Source organism: Arthrobacter sp. UYNi723, assembly GCF_054057635.1.
Map to the genome: position 1 here is coordinate 100,463 of NZ_JBSRZM010000010.1, position 17,392 is coordinate 117,854.

The window sequence follows — 17,392 nt, forward strand, 5'->3', positions numbered from 1 at the left end:
GGCTACTCATTAGTTCACCGCCCCACTTCCGCCCTCCATGCAAGGGATCCCGCCATGAGCGCACGCAGTACCCCCGGCGCCGGCCGGACGGGGTCCGTCAGGACCGCGTTTGTGTCCGGCGGACGCCTGGCCGGCTGGGCGGAACGCTTCGGTGCCTCGCACAGCGGCTTCCGGATCAGCGATGACGACGACGGCGTGCGGCTGCTGGCGGCCGACGGCACCACTGCGCTGCTTCAGGCTCCGTGGCCACATGACGGACGGCCTGGACGCGGCGCTGATCCCCTGGAGCGCCTGGCCTCCGTCGCCGCCCAGCCACGGACGGCTGGCCTGGTGCTTGTGCGGCGCGGCGGCTATGCGGTGGGCGTGGCCCGGGAAGGCATCTTACTCGCGTCCAAGGCGGGGTCCCGCCACGTGCAGTCCCGGACTGCGGCCGGCGGCCAGTCCCAGCAGCGGTTCGCACGGCGCCGGGCCAACCAGGCTGATGAGCTGGTGGAGAAAGTGGCGGCCCACGCCGCAGCGGTCTTCGGCGGCCAGCCGATCGAGTATCTTGCTCCGGGCGGGGACCGGACCCTTGCGGGACTGGTCATGGACCAACCTGCCATGAAGCTGTACGCCTCAGTCCCCCGGCTGGACTTCCTGGATGTGCCTGATCCCAATGGCTCGGTTCTGCGGAAGGCCGCCGCGGATGTCTGCGCCGTCCGGATACAGGTGGCGGACGCACCTGCGGACGGCCCGGCCAACAATCCGAATCTCCGGGCCCCTTAGCAGCCGGTCAGGTGCCGCTTGGGCCGTTCCTGCCGGTAGAGGTAGCGGCCAGCCTCCTGGAATCCTGCCTGGGCGTAGAGCTGCTGGGCCCCGGAGTTCGCTGCGGTGACCAGCAGCCAGTAGCCGGCCAGGTTGCGGGCGGCGCCTTCCTGCAGGAGCACCTGCATGATCCGCACGGCATGGCCGCACCGCCGGGCGTCCGGGCGGGTGGCCATGCTGTACAGCCCGCCCCAACTGCCTCCTGCCTCCCCGGCGGGAGGGAGAGCCAGCCGACCGACGGCGGCGGGAACACCCTCGTCGGACCTCACAAGCGCATAGAGCGACGGGCAGCCTGCCAGGATGCTGCGTGCGCTCTCGCGCTCGGCCGGGCCGCCGCGGCCATCCACGTTCCACCACAGCTCAAGCCACTCATCGCTGGGGACCGTGGAGATCTCGACGACGGGTTGGGCCGCCGCAGGATGGGTTAGCGCAGGTTGGTCCGCAGCCTGCGCGCCGCTGCTCCGGCACATCACCAGTGTTTCGGACTGCCGGGTGAAGCCTTCCCCGTCGAGGATGGCATTCAGTCCGGTGGAGCGGGGATCATCGAAGACCTGGAAAATCAACGGCAGGCGCCGGCCGCGGTACCAGAGCCGCGCCGCACGCAGAGCCTCGAGCTGCCGGCGGGTGTCGCCCTCCGGCTCCCGCGGCCAGACCGAATTGGCGCGCTGGGTCACGCCCGAGGCCGCGCGAAGCACCCAGCCGGCGGATTCCTCGCGGTCCGGGGCCGGCCAGGCGGCGTCCATCAGCGACTCAAGCCCGGGCAAGGCCGGAGCAGGTCCTGGAGCTGGAGCTGTCATGGCATACCACCCTTCCGATGCGAAAGGCCCCCCGGTTTCCCGGGGAGCCTCGCGACTGCGGTGTTCAGATTACTCGGCCTTTTTGGGCTCTTCCGTTTTCGTTTGGGGCTTGAAGTCCACGCCGGCTTCCTTGCGCTGCTGCGCCGTGATCGGCGCGGGAGCCTGCGTCAGGGGGTCGTATCCGTTGCCCGTCTTCGGGAACGCAATAACGTCGCGGATGGACTCAACGCCCGCCAGCAATGCCACCACGCGGTCCCAGCCGAACGCGATGCCGCCGTGCGGAGGTGCCCCGAACTTGAAGCCTTCCAGCAGGAAGCCGAACTTGGTCTGGGCGTCTGCCTTGTCCAGCCCCATCAGTTCAAACACCCGTTCCTGGACGTCACGCTCGTGGATTCGGATGGAGCCGCCGCCGATTTCGTTGCCGTTGCAGACAATGTCGTAGGCGTAGGACAGGGCCGATTCCGGGTCCTTGTCGAACGTGTCCATGAACTCGGGCTTGGGCGAGGTGAAGGCGTGGTGGACGGCCGTCCACTTTCCGGCGCCAACAGCCACATCGCCGGACGCCACCGCTGCGGCGGCCGGTTCGAACATGGGGGCGTCAACCACCCAGCAGAAGGCCCAGGCGCTGGGGTCGATCAGGCCGGTGCGGTGGCCGATCTCCACGCGGGCCGCACCCAGGAGGGCGCGGGCCGCTGACTTCTCACCGGCGGCGAAGAAGATGCAGTCGCCCGGCTTGGCGCCCACGGCGTCGGCGAGGCCTGCACGCTCGGTTTCGTTCAGGTTCTTGGCAACAGGGCCGGCCAGTTCGCCGTCTTCCTTGAAGAGGACGTAGGCCAGGCCCTTGTGGCCGCGCTGCTTGGCGAATTCCTGCCAGCCGTCCAGGGTGCGTCGCGGCTGGGAAGCGCCGCCGGGCATCACCACGGCGCCGACATACGGGGCCTTGAAGACGCCGAAGCCGGTGTCCTTGAAGAATGCGGTGAGCTCCGTCAGCTCCACGCCGAAGCGGAGATCGGGCTTGTCCGAGCCATAGCGCGCCATGGCGTCTGCGTAGGTGATGCGCTGGATGGGCGTGGGGATCTCGACGTCGATCAGCTTCCACAGCGCCTTGACGATGTTTTCGCCCAGGGCAATGATGTCGTCCTGGTCCACGAAGCTTGCTTCGATGTCCAGCTGGGTGAATTCGGGCTGGCGGTCGGCGCGGAAGTCCTCGTCGCGGTAGCAGCGCGCGATCTGGTAGTACTTCTCGAAGCCGCCCACCTGCAGGAGCTGCTTGAAAAGCTGCGGGGACTGCGGCAGCGCGTACCAGGAACCCGGCGCGAGGCGGGCGGGGACCACGAAGTCGCGGGCGCCTTCCGGCGTCGAACGGGTCAGCGTGGGCGTCTCGATCTCGACAAAACCGTCCTGGTGGAGCAGTTCGCGGGCAATCCGGTTGGCTTCGGAGCGCAGCCGGAGGTTGCGGGCGGGACCAGGGCGGCGCAGGTCAAGGTAGCGGTGCTTCAGGCGGGCTTCCTCACCGACCTCCACGTGCTCGTCGATCTGGAACGGCAGCGGATCGGAGGTGTTGAGGATAACCACTTTGTCCGCCATGACCTCGATGGCGCCGGTGGCCAGGGCGGGGTTCTCATTACCCTCGGGGCGCTGGGACACGGTGCCGGTGATCTGCAGGACGTACTCGTTGCGCAGACCGTGGAAGACCTCTTCCTCACGGACCACAACCTGGGCCACGCCGGACGCATCGCGCAGATCCACGAATGCAACACCACCGTGATCACGACGGCGGCCCACCCAGCCAGCCAGGGTTACGGTTTGTCCAATGTGCTCGGAGCGAAGGGATCCGAGGTCATGTGTGCGCAGCACAGCACGCCTTTCTGAAGACGACAGCAGGAAAACAAAAGATAAAAAACTGCATAGGATCGTTCCGGGAACAATCCCGTCTGAGTTTACCCGCTGGAAAGGCCCGACTCCCCCGTGCCCGAACACCAGCACCTTCAACGCAGGCTGGGAGTGTTTGACGCCACGTCCATCGGCCTCGGCTCCATGCTCGGGGCCGGCGTTTTTGTCGTCTTCGCCCCCGCGGCGGGCCTGGCCGGAAATTTCCTCGTCCTCTCGGTCCTGATCGCGGGTGCCGTGGCCTACTGCAACGCGGTGGCGTCCGCAGAGTTGGCCGCACGGTATCCGGCCAGCGGCGGAACGTACGTGTACGGCCGGAAGCGGTTGGGGGAATGGCCTGGTTTCCTGGCCGGCTGGGGATTTGTCAGCGGCAAGACGGCCTCCTGCGCCGCCATGGCGCTGACGTTCGGCCACTACGTGTCACCGGGCTACGCGGTGCCGGTTGCCATCGCTGCGGTGGTGGCGCTGACCGCCGTGAACCTGTTTGGCATTACCCGCACAGCACTCCTGACCAGAATCCTGCTGTGCGTTGTCCTGGCCACCCTAGTGTTTGTTGCCGCGGCCGCGATCGTGGGGCCGCATCCAGCCGGCGGAACGTCCCTCGGGACGTCCGGCTCTGGCGGGGCCGGCGGAATCGAAGGGGTGCTGCCGGCCGCCGGCCTGATGTTCTTCGCCTTCGCGGGGTACGCCCGCATCGCCACCCTCGGAGAGGAAGTCAAGGACCCGGCCAGGACCATTCCGCGAGCGATCCTGGCGACCCTCGCCGGCGCCTTCGTCATCTACCTGGCGTTGGCGCTGCTGCTCCAAAACCACTTGACCGAAGGCAAGCTGGCCGCCACCACGGCCCCGCTGCTGGACGCTGTAGTGAATTCGCAGTTCGCCGCCGGTGCGCCGCTCGTCCAGGCCGGCGCGGCAGCGGCGTGCCTGGGTGCGCTGCTTGCGCTCATCACCGGCGTGGGGCGCACAACTTTGGCTATGGCGCGCGAACGCGATCTGCCGGCTCAATTGGCCCGGGTGGGCGGCAAGCACACGGTGCCCTTCGTGGCAGAACTGGCGGTGGCCGCCGTCGTGATCTTCCTGATCCTGACGACTAACGTGATGACGGTGGTGGGGTTCTCCAGCTTCGGTGTGCTCATCTACTACGCGGTGACGAACGCCGCGGCGTACACCCTGGAGGAGCACCCGCCCCACGGCCCGAGGTGGCTCAATGTGGCCGGCTTCATCAGCTGCCTGCTGCTGGCTTTCACACTGCCGTCCGCTTCAGTGCTGGGGATGGCCGCCGTCCTGACCCTCGGCGCGGCCGGCCGGTTCGTGGTGCTTCGGTTCCGCCGCTAGCTGCCGCCAAACCGGGCCGGTCAGGCCGGCTGGGCTGCTGCCGCTGGCACCTGGACTGTTGTGACCTGGACGTTAAGGTCTTCCGACGGCGGCGTCCAGGTTGCGGGATCGGCGTCGGCCTGCTCGCCGGACCGGATGTCCTTGACCTGGTGCTTGCCGTCGTCGTCGGTGAACCAGACGAACGGGATCCCGCGGCGGTCCGCGAATTTGATCTGCTTCCCGAACTTCTCGGCCTTGGCAGCGACTTCGGTGGCGATGCCCCGGCTGCGGAGCTGGGCGGCAACGTCCTGCGCGGCACCCCAACTCTCGTCAGTGGTGAGCGCCACCAGTACGGCGGTGGGCACCGAACGGGAGGCCTTGGCCAGGTCCTGGCTCAGGATGCGCGACACCAGCCGGGTAACTCCGATGGAGAGGCCGACGCCGGGGAACTTGCGGTTGCCCTTGCTCGCCAACGCGTCGTAGCGGCCGCCGGAGCAGATGGAACCGAGCTGTTCGTGGCCCACCAGGACCGTCTCCACCACCGTGCCAGTGTAGTAATCCAGGCCGCGGGCGATGCTGAGATCGGCAACAACCTTGCCCGGCGCGCGCTGCACGGCGGCCTCTATCACCTGTTCCAGTTCATTCAGGCCCTCCTCAAGGAGGTCGTTCGTCACGCCGAGCGCGCGGACCTGGGCCACAAACGAGGTGTCCTCGGTACGGATTCCTGCCAGCTTCAGTGCTGCCTGCGCCTGGTCATCAGTAGCACCCAGTTCCGTCTTGAGCAGCTCTGCGACCTTGGCTGCGCCGATCTTTTCCAGCTTGTCGATGCTGCGGAGCACGCCGGCGGTGTCATCCAGGCCGATGCCGCGGTAGAAGCCTTCGGCAAGCTTGCGGTTGTTGATCCGGAGGCGGAAGTCCGGAATCGGCAGTGCGCTCAAGGCTTCGGCAATGACCAGGGCAATCTCCACGTCATAGCGGAACGGCAGCTCGCCGTCGCCCACCACATCGATGTCTGCCTGGGTGAATTCGCGGGCCCGGCCTTCCTGCGGGCGCTCCCCGCGCCAGACTTTCTGGATCTGGTAGCGCCGGAACGGGAACGCCAGGTACCCGGCGTTCTCAACGACGTACCGCGCAAAAGGCACCGTGAGGTCGAAGTGGAGCGCGAGGGCGTTGGGGTCAGCTTTGCCGGCCTTGCCCGCGTCGGAGGTGTCGGCGTCGTCGTCCTGAAGGCGGCTGAGGCCGTAGACCTCCTTATCAATCTCACCCTTGCGCAGCAGCTGGCCCACGGTTTCCACGGCACGGGTCTCGATGGACGCGAAGCCGTGCAGCTCAAAAACCTTGCGAAGGGTGTCCAGCACGTGCAGCTCCACCAGCCGCTCCTCGGGAAGCCACTCGGGGAATCCGGACAGGGAGGCTGTGCGTGCCATGGTGGATGTTCTCCTCTTGATGAAGGGTGCCTGGGACTTTGCCCGGCATTCCGCCCGAAACGGGCGGGGAACGGCGGCAGTCCGGCAACTCATGCATAAACTATGTGCGGCAGTCAGTTTATGCGTCATCCGCCGGCATCTCTAATACGGCGGCCGGCGCCGCAAGGCTGCCGGCAGACAACCGCCTCCGGATTCAGTTCCTACCGGACGCGGCCCGGATACAAGGAGGACCATTGGCGGCCAGTTCACGCAGCGCCCGCGAAGCCAAACGGCGCATCCAGCAGATGGAGGCAAAGCGCGAGCTGCGGCGGGACCAGGAGAAACGCCGCAAGCGCGACAACCTCATCGCCGCCTGCGCCGGAACCGCCGCCGTCCTGCTCGCCGTCGTGCTTCAGTTCAATGCCTTTGCCGGCAATCCCACCGAAGAGGAATTCGCCGCCGCGGAGGCCGGCCTGACCAGCCCAACCGACTCCCCCACGCCTTCCGCGCCCGCCACGAACGGCGCGAACATCCCGGCCCCGGACACTGCCGCCGGGAAGGTGTTCACTGGTGAACTGGCACTGAACGGGAACGTGCTCGGCGTCGAAATCGACGGTACCAAGGCACCCCAGGCTGCCGCGGTCTTCAAAGCACTGACGGACGAGGGCTTCTACAACGGCAGCGCGTGCCACCGACTAACCACGGGCGAAACGTTCGGACTCCTGCAGTGCGGTGGCGCCACCGCTGCTGCCGACCCCGAGTACACCTGGGGTCCCCTCGAAAACACCCCGGTAGACAACATCTACCCTGCGGGCACGATTGCCATCGCCCGGTCCGGCGACAACGCCTACGGTAACGGCAAGCAGTTCTTTGTGGTCTACAAAGACACGGTGATTCCCGCCGACTCTGCCGGGGGCTATACGGTGGTGGGCAAGGTGACCTCTGGAATGGAAGCAGTCAACGCCATTGCCGCCGCGGGAATCAAGCCCGGCTCCAGCGCATCAGACGGCGCACCTGTGCAACCAGTCACGATAGACTCGGTTTCTCTGAAGTAGGAAGCCAGGCCTTTACGGCCGCGGTGCAGTACGTGAGTATTTCCCTCCAAGCGAAAGACTTTTAGCGGTGACAGACAGTCAGAAATCCGACGAAACAGCAGCAGAACTGACCGAGGTAACGGCCCCCGTGGCTGACCAGGCAGACGCTGTCCAGGCAACCGCCGAACAGGCCACGGTTGACGAAACCGCGGCTCAAGCGGACGTGGATCTAAAGGGCGTGGGCGTCCAGGCCGAAGATGCCGAGGCCCCGGCGGCCCCGGTTGAAGAGAGTGCGGCCGGTGACGAGAACGCGGCTGAAGAAGCCCCGGCTCCGGCACCCGCGCCTGCTCCGGCACCTCGACCCGCCCCGTCACCGGCAGCCTTCGCTGCCCGGCCCAAGCCGGCAGCAGCCGCACCCGTGGCAGCACCGGCACCCGTCGCCTCCGCGACTTCGCTGGCGGAAGCTGCAAAGTGGGGCCGTGTCGAGGGTGACGGCCACGTATTCCTGACGATCGACGGCGATGAGCACCCGGTGGGCCAGTACCCCGGCGTCAGCAATGACGAAGCCCTTGCCTACTTCGCGCGGAAGCATGACGACATTGTTGCGCAGGTCCTGCTCCTGGAGCAGCGCATCAGCTCCAAGGCGCCCAGCACCGATATGCAGAAGACCGTCACGCACCTGCGCGAGCAGCTGGCGGAGCGGAACATGGTGGGAGACCTCCGTTCCACCGAAGCACGGCTCGACGCTGTTTCCGGGCAGATCGCAGAACTCGAAAAGGCAGAGAAGGCAGAACACGACGCCGTTCGCTCCGCCGAGCTCGCGGCCCGCGAGGCCATCGTGGCCGAAGCCGAAGAGATCTCGGGGCAGGATCCCGCACAGATCCAATGGAAGACCTCCAGCGCCCGGATGAACGATCTTTTTGAAAGCTGGAAGACAGCCCAGAAGGGCGGCATCCGGCTTGGCCGCAGCAACGAGGACGCCTTGTGGAAGCGGTTCCGTGCCGCCCGCACAGTTTTCGACCGTCACCGCCGCGCCTACTTCTCCCAGCTGGACAGCACGAACTCGGCCGCAAAATCGGCCAAGGAGAAGCTCATCGCCGAAGCCGAGGCTCTGTCCTCGTCCACCGACTGGGGCTTTGCCGCCGGGGAATACCGCCGGCTCATGGACGAATGGAAGGCCTCACCGCGCGCCAGCCGCAAGGACGACGACGCCCTCTGGGCCCGTTTCCGTGCCGCCCAGGATGTGTTCTTCACGCACCGGCAGGCAGCCAACGAGGAGATCGACCAGGAATACGCCGCCAACCTCACGGTGAAGGAAGCGCTCCTCGTCGAAGCGAACAGCATTCTGCCGGTCAAGGACTTGGCCGCGGCCAAGAAGGCGCTCCAGTCTGTCCGGGACCGCTGGGAAGAAGCCGGCAAGGTGCCCCGCGCCGACATGGGCCGCATCGAAGCCGGCCTCCGCAAGGTGGAGGACGCTGTCCGCAACGCCGAAGAGGAAAACTGGCAGCGCTCCAACCCCGAGACGAAGGCCCGCACCAACAGCGCCCTGTCGCAGCTGGAAGCAGCCATTTCCGGCCTGCAGGACGATCTCGCCAAGGCCGAGAAAGCCGGCGACCAGCGCAAGATCAAGGGGGCCCGCGAAGCCCTCGAGGCGAGGCAGGCCTGGTTGGACCAGATCCAGCGCTCGGCCAGCGAGCTTTCCTAGCAAGTAGTTTGTAGGACGCCTTTCATCAGGCGTCTGTCGGAGGACGCACAGGCCCGGTCCCGGTTATCCACATAACCGGGACCGGGCCTGTGCGCGTTAAGGGAAGACGCGGCAGGATGGGGGGATGGCCACCTCCCCACCACCCCAATACCCGGACCTGTATTCGCCGGGCAAGCCTTTCGCGTGGCCCGAACTCCAGTCGCTGGCAGCGGACGGTGTCCTGGCGCAGTTCCACCAGCACGGCTTCACGTTGCCGGATGCTCCCGCGTCACCCCAGGTGCGGGCCAGAACGGTGGCCAACGCGGTTCCGGCGGCCGTCAGGCAACGCGTGGTGGCCGGGCGGATGACGGCGGCCTGGATCTACGGCTGTGCGGCTGAACCGGACCGGCTGGCCTTGCTTGTGGATGCGAAGCGGCGGATTTCGAGCCTCCGCAACACAAGGGGCTGCACGCTCCATGAAGTCCGGCTTGGTCCGTTCGACGTTGTCAGCATGGGCGGGCTGATGGTGTCGAGTCCACTGCGCACCGCCGTCGACATCGCCCTGCATGTCGACGGCCACCGGGCCTTGCCAGCGCTGGCGGGGTTGCTGGCCCGCCCGGAGCGGGACGTGCGGCTGCGCCTGCTGATCCTGGCCATTGAGGCCTGCCCGCGGGTCCCCCACAAACGGGCCGCACTGGAAAAGCTGGCCTTGCTAGCTCCGGCGCTTGTTACCGGTGGTCCGGTAGACGTCGAACACGCCGTCGATGCGCCGCACGGCACTGAGGACGTGGCTGAGGTATTTGGGGTCGCCCATCTCGAAGGCGAACCTGGAGATGGCCACCCTGTCGGTGGAGGTGTTCACGCTGGCGGCCAGAATGTTGACGTGGTTCTCGGACAGGACACGCGTGACGTCGGAGAGAAGGGACTTCCGGTCCAGCGCCTCAACCTGGATCTCCACCAGGAATACACTTGACTGGGTGGGTGCCCAGTCCACTTCGACAATCCTGTCGGGCTGGTCCCGGAGATCCGAAATGTTGGTGCAGTCCGTGCGGTGCACCGAAACCCCGGAGCCGCGGGTGACAAAGCCGAGAATCGGATCCGGCGGAACGGGCGTGCAACAGCGCGCGAGCTTCACCCAGACATCGCCAACGCCGCGCACCACCACGCCGGAATCGGAGAACTTGGTTTTAGCCACCTGCGTGGGGATGCTGACTTCAGTGATGTCATCGTCAGTGCTCTCGTTGCCGCCCAGGCTTTCAACGAGTTTCTCCATGACCGACTGCGCTGACGTATGACCGTCTCCCACGCCGGCGTAGAGGCCCGAGATGTCAAGGTACTTGAACTCTGCGGCCACCGCCGCGAGGGCCTCGTGCGTCATCAGGCGCTGCAGGGGCAGGTTCTGTTTGCGCATCGCCCGTGTCAACAGTTCCTTGCCGCGGTCGATTGCTTCTTCGCGCCGTTCCTTGCTGAACCACTGGCGGATTTTGTTCCGCGCACGCGCGCTCTTGACGAAGTGTTGCCAGTCCTGGCTAGGGCCGGCGCCTTCCGCCTTGGACGTGAATATCTCAACCCAGTCGCCGTGGTTCAGCTCGCTGTTCAAGGGCACAAGCTTGCCGTTGACCCGTGCGCCGATGGTGCGATGCCCCACTTCGGTGTGGACGGCGTAGGCAAAATCCACCGGAGTCGATCCGGCGGGCAGTGCCATGACCTCACCCTTGGGGGTAAAGACAAAGACTTCGCGGGCATTGATCTCAAACCGCAGCGAGTCCAGGAACTCCCCGGGATCGGACGTTTCCTGCTGCCAGTCCACCAGGGACCTCAGCCAGCCCATGTCACCGTCGCGGGGGCTGCCCGGCCCGACAGCCGTACGGCTGGGCTGATCCTTGTACTTCCAGTGGGCGGCCACACCGTACTCAGCACGGCGGTGCATTTCGTGGGTCCTGATCTGGATCTCCACGGGCTTGCCGCCGGGTCCGATCACCGTGGTGTGCAGCGACTGGTACATATTGAACTTGGGCATGGCGATGTAGTCTTTGAACCGCCCCGGCAGCGGGTTCCAGCGCGAATGCATGGTGCCCAGGGCGGCGTAACAGTCCCGGACCGAATCGACGAGTACACGGACGCCCATGAGGTCGTTGATGTCGTCGAAGTCCTTGTCCCGGACGATCATCTTCTGGTAGATCGAGTAATAGTGCTTCGGTCTGCCGGTAATGGTGGCCTTGATCCGGGCAGTACGGAGATCCTCAGTGATCTGGTCCCGGATGACGCCGAGGCTTTTCTCCCGTTCCGGGGTGCGGTCGCCCACCATCCGGACGATTTCCTCATAGACCTTCGGATAGAGGGCCGCGAAGGACAGGTCCTCCAACTCCCACTTGATGGTGTTCATGCCCAGGCGGTGGGCAAGGGGCGCGAATATTTCAAGGGTTTCGCGGGCTTTTCGGGCCGATGACTCCGCGGAGACAAACCGCCAGGTCCGGGCGTTGTGGAGCCTGTCCGCGAGCTTGATCATGAGGACCCGGATGTCCTTGGCCATGGCCACAACCATCTTGCGGACGGTCTCTGACTGCGCGGCTTCGCCAAAGCTGACTTTGTCCAGCTTGGTGACGCCGTCCACCAGCATGGCAACCTCGGGACCGAAGTCCCTTTTGAGGTCCGCCAGCGTGTAGGGGGTGTCCTCGACTGTGTCGTGCAGCAGCGCCGCGGCGAGGGTGGTTCCACTGAGGCCCAGCTCAGCGAGGATGGTGGCTACGGCCACGGGGTGGGTGATGTAGGGATCACCGCTCTTGCGCTTCTGCCCGCGGTGGCTCTGCTCAGCCACCTCGAAGGCGCGCTGGATAAGATCGAAATCTTCTTTGGGGTTGTTCGCACGGACGGTACGCAGCAGCGGCTCAAGAATGGGCGAATAGGTTGCCGTGCCGCGGCCGGTCAGCCGGGCCAAACGGGAGCGAGTCCGCTCGCGGCGGCCGGGAAATGTTGGGCGGGCGCCCGAATTGTCCACGGGAACAACCGGCGCCGGGCGTACGGAAGCGGTCAGTCCGGTCTGAACTCCGTGGCCCGGACTGTCATCCCCACCTGCCGTTGGCACCGACGCCGAACGTTCTTCCAATGAAGCACCCCTCACGACTGTTTAATTACTCCAGTCTATTCCCCCGCCAGTTCACTTATGTAACCGGCGCTTAAATGCGAAACGGGCCGGGCGACGTCGGTATTCCGACGCCGCCCGGCCCGCGTTGTGCGAAGGGTCAGGCCCCTGCGGGCGAAGCCGATTCTTCGGTCCGGGCGTTGTTCGCGGACCTGCGGTGTTCGACGCGTTTCGCTTGCTTCACCAAGTCAGGCTCGTTCTGGCGCAGCCAGGCATACATCGGGGCAGCGATAAATATAGTGGCCGCAGTTCCGATCAGAATTCCGACGAACAGTGCCAGCGACAGGTCGCGCAGCGTGCCTGCCCCCAGAAGGCCGGCCCCGATGAACAAGATGGCACCGACCGGGAGGATGGCCACCATCATGGTGTTGATGGAACGCACCAGCGTCTGGTTGACGGCGAGGTTGACTTCCTCCCCGAAAGTGCGGCGCGTGGACGCATCGAGATCAGCGGTGTTCTCACGGATCTTGTCGAAGACCACCACCGTGTCATACAGCGAGTAGCTGAGCACCGTCAGGAACCCGATGATGGCTGAGGGCGTTACCTCGAAGTCGCTGAGGGCATAGACGCCGGCGGTGATGAACATCGTCACCAGCATTCCAGCCATCGCGGACAGCGACATCTTCCAGGTCCGGAAGTACAGCGCCATCAGCACAGCGGCCAGGGCCACGAAGACGATCAGGCCAATCAGGGCCTGCTTAGTGACATCCGCGCCCCAGGTGGGTCCGATAAACGTGGATGTCACCTCGTTGTCGGTGACGCCGTAGGCCGAGATGAGGCCGTCCTTGATCCGGAGGGTCTCGTCATCCGTGAGCTTGTCCGTCTGGATCCGCATGGTGGTACCGGCGACATTGGCCACACGCGGAACGCTGCCGGCCACAACGTCTTCGACAACCTTTTCACCAAGGGCCGAGTCGGTGCTTTGCACGTTGGAGACGGTGAACTCCGAACCGCCGCGGAATTCGATACCAAGGTTGAAGCCACCCTTGGCTACCGGAATGAGGATGGACAGCGCCACCGCCACCGCCGCGATGATGAACCACAGTTTCTTGGCACCGACGAAGTTGTATGAGCGCTTCCCGGTGTAGAGCTCGTTGCCGAAATTGGCGAAGCTGCTGGACATTACTTGTTCTCCTTGGCTGCGCTCTTGGAGGAGCCGGTGAGCTGCTCCTGCTTTTCCGCGAGGCGGCGTTCTGCGATGGTCATGCGTCGTTCAGCCTCGGCCGCCGCGCCGGTGTTCTTGGCGCGGACCACGGACGGCTTGGCCTCCGGCGTGCGCAGGCGCCCGGCGCCGCGGTAGAGCGGCACAACACCCAGCCGCTTGGGGTCCAGGCCGGAGAGCGGGTGGCCCTCCCCGAAGAACTTGGTGCGCGCCAGGAGCTGCAGCGTCGGGTGCGTGAACATAAAGACCACGATGAGGTCGGCAATGGCCGTCAGACCCAGCGTGAAAGCGAACCCGCGGACGTTGCCGACGGCCACAAAGTAGAGCACCAGCGCGGCCAGCAGGTTCACGGCCTTGGAGGCCAGGACAGTGCGCTTGGCCCGCTTCCAGCCGTTCTCCACCGCGGAGACCAATCCACGGCCTTCGCGGAGTTCATCGCGGATGCGTTCAAAGTAGACGATGAACGAGTCAGCGGTCTGGCCGATGGCGACGATGAGGCCGGCCACGCCGGCCAGGGAAAGCCGGTAGTTTTCGGTCCAGCCCAGGATGGCGATGGCCAGATAGGTCAGGGCGCCGGCCACCACCAGCGATGCAATGGTCACCAGGCCCAAGGCCCGGTACTGGAAGAGTGAGTAGACCACCACCAGGAGCAAGCCGATGATGCCTGCAAGGAGGCCCATGCGCAGCTGTTCGCCACCCAAGGTGGCCGAGATCTGCTGGTCGCTTTGGATCTCGAAGCTGATGGGGAGCGCGCCGAAGCGTAGCTGGTCGGAAAGGACCTTGGCGGTCTGTTCGGTGAAGCCGCCGGTGATCTGTGGACGTCCGTCGGTGATGACTGCCAAGGACCGCGGCGCGGAAATGACCTGGTCGTCCAGAACGATGGCGAACTGCGCCTTCGGGTCGTTGCCAGTCTCGCCGCCTGCTGCCACGTAGAACTGGTTCAGGCGTTCGGTGACCGACTTGAACTTGGCGGTGCCTTCGTCGTCGAACTGGATGTTGACGGCCCAGTCGTTGGTCACAGCGCCCTGCGCACCCTGCTGCAGCTGGAAGGAGGACGTGACAATGTTGCCGCCCTTGACCTCCACCGGACCCAGGATGTACTTGATGGCCGGCGTGGTCTCCGTTGCCGGTTCACAGGTAACTAGGGGTTTAGTGGGATCGGAGGCCTCCGGGCTCTCCGGCGCAGGATTGTTGCAGTCCATGGTTTCGAACTGACGGTAGATGTCCGCGGTGATCCAGTTGATATCGCTGCCGTTGGCGGGCTCCGCCGTGGGCTTCGGAAGCTGGTCTTCGGGGGTGAGGGATTCCGTGGGGACGGGCGCGCCGTCGCCGTTCAGCAATACGGGACGGAAGTTCATGTCCGCGGAGGCCTGGATCAGGTCGCGAGTTTCCTTCGTGGGTGTACCCGGAAGGCTGACCACTACGTTGCGGCCTGACTGCGTGCTGATTTCCGCTTCGGCAACACCTGAACCATCCACACGTTGGCGGATGATGGCTACGGCCTGGTTGAGCTGCTCTTCATTGATGTCCGAACCGCCCTCAACCTTGGGCGCCAGGATCATCTGGGTGCCACCCTCGAGGTCCAGTGCCAGCTTGGGTGCCCAGCTTGCCTGTCCGGCAAGGGTGCCGCCGGCCAGGACAGCGGTCAGCACGGCGAGGACTACGCCGAGCCACACCAGTACCCTCAGACCTGAGTTGTTAGGGCCAGTTCGTGCCATTGTCGATCTTTCTCTTATTTACGGAGGAACCACCGGCGGGAGCTATCTGTCCCACCGGCGGTCGTCCCCAGCCGTAGAGGTGTTGTAACGCGGGCTGCCGTGCGGCGAGGACTAGCTGTCCTTCTTGCCCTCGTCGTTGAGTCGCTTCAGGGTCTCGTCCGGGGTTTCGGCGGATGCCGTCGGGGTGCCCGCTTCTTCATTGGTCAGGGCGGAGGCGTCATCCGGGACGACCGGAGTCTCGGCTTCGACAGGCTCCACGATCTTGGTCACTGACTGGCGGTGGACGGTGGCCAGGTTCCCGGGCGAGAGTTCCAGGACAACCTTGTTCTCGGCGTCGTCCATGGAGACAATCCGGCCAAAGAGTCCGAAGCTTGTCATGACCTCAACACCAGGCTCGAACTGGGACTGCAGCGTTGCCTGCTGCTCCTTGGTCTTCTTGTTGCGGCGGAACATCATGAAGATAAAGATTCCGAGCATTGCGAACAAGACGATGTTCATTGGATCCACAGGGAAGATTCCGTTCTGTACTGGCGTATCGGGTATTTGGCAGCGTCCGCGTCGTTCCCCGCTGCAGAAAATGTGCCGGGCAGGCAACGGCTCCTCGGAGCCGCCGCGGGAACACAGACCCGAACGTGCCGGGTGTCATACCAGTCTAAAGGGAAAAGCTGGGACGACAGTGCTATTGCCCGTTCGGTGCCCATTCGGGCGTGGACTCGGCGCTTTCCGGGTCCGGTTCGAACAGATCAAGCGGCTCCTGCCCGAAAACTCCGGCCGGTACGGCGAAACCCAAGTGGGTCCAGGCCGGAGCCATGGCGATGCGTCCCCTGGGCGTCCGGCCCAGCAGGCCTTCGCGCACCAGGAACGGTTCCGCCACCGTTTCCACGGTCTCGGTCTCCTCCCCCACCGCAATGGCCAGGGTGGAAAGTCCCACGGGTCCCCCGCCGAACTTCGTAATGAGTGCCTCCAGGACTGCCCGGTCCAGCCGGTCCAGGCCTCGCTTGTCCACTTCATACATGTCCAGGGCAGCGGAAGCGGCGCGGGCATCAATCTGCTCAATCCCATGCACGAGTGCCCAGTCCCGGACCCGGCGGAGCAGGCGGTTGGCAATACGCGGCGTACCGCGGGACCGGCCGGCAATTTCGCTGAAGCCCGCAGAGTTGACCTTGAGGTCCAGCAGGCCGGCGGAGCGCCTGAGCACCAGTTCGAGCTCGGCCACGCTGTAGAACTCCAAATGCCCGGTGAACCCGAACCTGTCCCGAAGCGGGCCGGGCAGCAGACCGGCGCGCGTGGTGGCACCCACCAGGGTGAAGGGCGGCAGTTCCAACGGAATGGCGGTGGCCCCGGCGCCCTTGCCCACCACAATGTCCACACGGAAATCTTCCATAGCCATGTAGAGCATTTCCTCTGCCGGCCTGGACATCCGGTGGATCTCGTCCAGGAAGAGGACCTCCCCTTCGGAAAGGGAGGAAAGGATGGCGGCGAGGTCGCCGGCATGCTGGATGGCCGGACCGCTGCTGATCCGCAGTGGCGCGTTCATTTCAGCGGCCACGATCATGGCCAGGGTTGTTTTGCCCAGGCCCGGAGGGCCGGAAAACAGCACGTGGTCCGCGCTGCGCCCCCGCATCCGGGAGGCCTGCAGGACCAGCGAGAGTTGCCTGCGGACCCGGTGCTGGCCTACGAAGTCATCGAGGTTCTTCGGCCGGAGGGCGGCTTCGATCGCCCGTTCCTCGGGTTCCTCCCCTGCTGCCACCACCGAAGGCTCAGCCACGGCTGCCTACGCGGTTACCGGCCCGCGCGCCATCCTGGCCCAGCCAGCGCAGCGTGGTCCGCAGTATCTCGGCCACATTGCCACGGAATTCCACCTCGGGATCGTCTGCAAGGGCCTTCTCGATGCTGGCACCGGCATCCTTTTCCGACCACCCGAGGCTGGTCATGGCCGCCACTACCTGGGGCTTCCAGTCCGCTTCGGCCGGAGTAGACGCGCCGGCGGCACCTGCCGTTCCGTGGGGCACCAGCTTGCCGGCCAGTTCCAGCACAATCCGGCCGGCCACTTTGGGGCCGATGCCGGGCACCGTGGTGAACGACTTGCTGTCACTCGTGTGCGCGGCAACCCTGATCGCTTCAGGCTCGTGCACGGCGAGCACCGCCAGTGCGAGCCGCGGACCTACGCCGCTGACGCTGAGCAGGACATCGAAGACTTCGCGTTCGTCGTCGGTGGCAAAACCGAACAGGGTGAGGGAATCCTCACGCACGATCAGCGACGTGAAGAGCTTGCCTTCCTCGCCGGTGCGGAGGCGGCTGAGGGTCTGTGGCGTGGCGTTGACGCTCATGCCCGCCCCGTTGAGGTCGATCACGGCAGCGGAAAGGCCAACGTGCGCTACGGTTCCGCGAAGGAAACTGATCAAAGCCGGGCTCCTGGTGTACTGCCGGGCTCTTGGGGG

At 65.4% G+C, this 17,392-nt stretch carries 13 protein-coding genes; 4 read left to right on the plus strand and 9 right to left on the minus strand.

Annotated elements, in window-relative coordinates:
- Nucleotides 1–54 precede the first annotated feature (54 nt).
- Nucleotides 55–765, plus strand: coding sequence for an acVLRF1 family peptidyl-tRNA hydrolase (locus ACVWY0_RS10095; protein ID WP_485836575.1), 711 nt, complete (start codon nt 55–57; stop codon nt 763–765).
- Here the strand turns inward: ACVWY0_RS10095 and ACVWY0_RS10100 are convergent.
- Both ACVWY0_RS10100 and aspS read right to left on the minus strand, forming a co-directional pair.
- Nucleotides 762–1,601, minus strand: a complete 840-nt coding sequence (locus tag ACVWY0_RS10100; protein ID WP_485836576.1) for a GNAT family N-acetyltransferase — start codon at nt 1,599–1,601, stop codon at nt 762–764. The genes ACVWY0_RS10095 and ACVWY0_RS10100 overlap by 4 nt on opposite strands.
- A 69-nt stretch (nt 1,602–1,670) precedes the next feature.
- Nucleotides 1,671–3,458, minus strand: coding sequence for an aspartate--tRNA ligase (gene aspS, locus ACVWY0_RS10105; protein WP_485836577.1), 1,788 nt, complete (start codon nt 3,456–3,458; stop codon nt 1,671–1,673).
- A gap of 111 nt (nt 3,459–3,569) precedes the next feature.
- On the opposite strand from aspS, the gene ACVWY0_RS10110 reads away from it, so the two are divergent.
- A complete protein-coding gene (locus ACVWY0_RS10110) occupies nt 3,570–4,826 on the plus strand; it encodes an APC family permease (RefSeq protein ID WP_485836578.1) in 1,257 nt (418 codons plus the stop codon).
- A gap of 20 nt (nt 4,827–4,846) precedes the next feature.
- On the opposite strand, the gene hisS is transcribed toward ACVWY0_RS10110, so the two are convergent.
- Nucleotides 4,847–6,232, minus strand: a complete 1,386-nt coding sequence (hisS, locus tag ACVWY0_RS10115; protein ID WP_485836579.1) for a histidine--tRNA ligase — start codon at nt 6,230–6,232, stop codon at nt 4,847–4,849.
- A 233-nt stretch (nt 6,233–6,465) separates the two neighbouring features.
- On the opposite strand from hisS, the gene ACVWY0_RS10120 reads away from it, so the two are divergent.
- Together ACVWY0_RS10120 and ACVWY0_RS10125 are read left to right on the plus strand one after the other, a co-directional pair.
- Nucleotides 6,466–7,266 (plus strand): peptidylprolyl isomerase, encoded by an 801-nt coding sequence (locus ACVWY0_RS10120; protein WP_485836580.1) that lies wholly within the window; start codon nt 6,466–6,468, stop codon nt 7,264–7,266.
- Between the two features lie 67 nt (nt 7,267–7,333).
- Nucleotides 7,334–8,950 carry a DUF349 domain-containing protein gene (locus ACVWY0_RS10125; protein WP_485836581.1) on the plus strand — a complete coding sequence of 539 codons (1,617 nt, stop codon included), beginning with the start codon at nt 7,334–7,336 and terminating at the stop codon, nt 8,948–8,950.
- Nucleotides 8,951–9,641: 691 nt separating this feature from the next.
- Here the strand turns inward: ACVWY0_RS10125 and ACVWY0_RS10130 are convergent.
- The 6 genes from ACVWY0_RS10130 to ruvA all read right to left on the minus strand — a co-directional run bounded on the left by ACVWY0_RS10130 (nt 9,642) and on the right by ruvA (nt 17,356).
- Nucleotides 9,642–12,035 carry a RelA/SpoT family protein gene (locus tag ACVWY0_RS10130; RefSeq protein WP_485836582.1) on the minus strand — a complete coding sequence of 798 codons (2,394 nt, stop codon included), beginning with the start codon at nt 12,033–12,035 and terminating at the stop codon, nt 9,642–9,644.
- 136 nt (nt 12,036–12,171) lie between these two features.
- Nucleotides 12,172–13,194 (minus strand): protein translocase subunit SecF, encoded by a 1,023-nt coding sequence (secF, locus tag ACVWY0_RS10135; protein ID WP_485836583.1) that lies wholly within the window; start codon nt 13,192–13,194, stop codon nt 12,172–12,174.
- Nucleotides 13,194–14,951, minus strand: a complete 1,758-nt coding sequence (secD, locus tag ACVWY0_RS10140; RefSeq protein WP_485836584.1) for a protein translocase subunit SecD — start codon at nt 14,949–14,951, stop codon at nt 13,194–13,196. The genes secF and secD overlap by 1 nt, the downstream gene beginning before the upstream one ends.
- Before the next feature lie 111 nt (nt 14,952–15,062).
- A complete protein-coding gene (gene yajC / locus ACVWY0_RS10145; RefSeq protein WP_485836585.1) occupies nt 15,063–15,449 on the minus strand; it encodes a preprotein translocase subunit YajC in 387 nt (128 codons plus the stop codon).
- A gap of 181 nt (nt 15,450–15,630) precedes the next feature.
- Complete coding sequence (gene ruvB / locus ACVWY0_RS10150) at nt 15,631–16,719, minus strand: Holliday junction branch migration DNA helicase RuvB (RefSeq protein WP_485836586.1); 1,089 nt, start codon at nt 16,717–16,719, stop codon at nt 15,631–15,633.
- Entirely contained in the window at nt 16,712–17,356 is a 645-nt protein-coding gene (ruvA, locus tag ACVWY0_RS10155) for a Holliday junction branch migration protein RuvA (protein WP_485836587.1), read from the minus strand. Before ruvA ends, ruvB begins: the two co-directional genes overlap by 8 nt.
- Between the last annotated feature and the right edge of the window lie 36 nt (nt 17,357–17,392).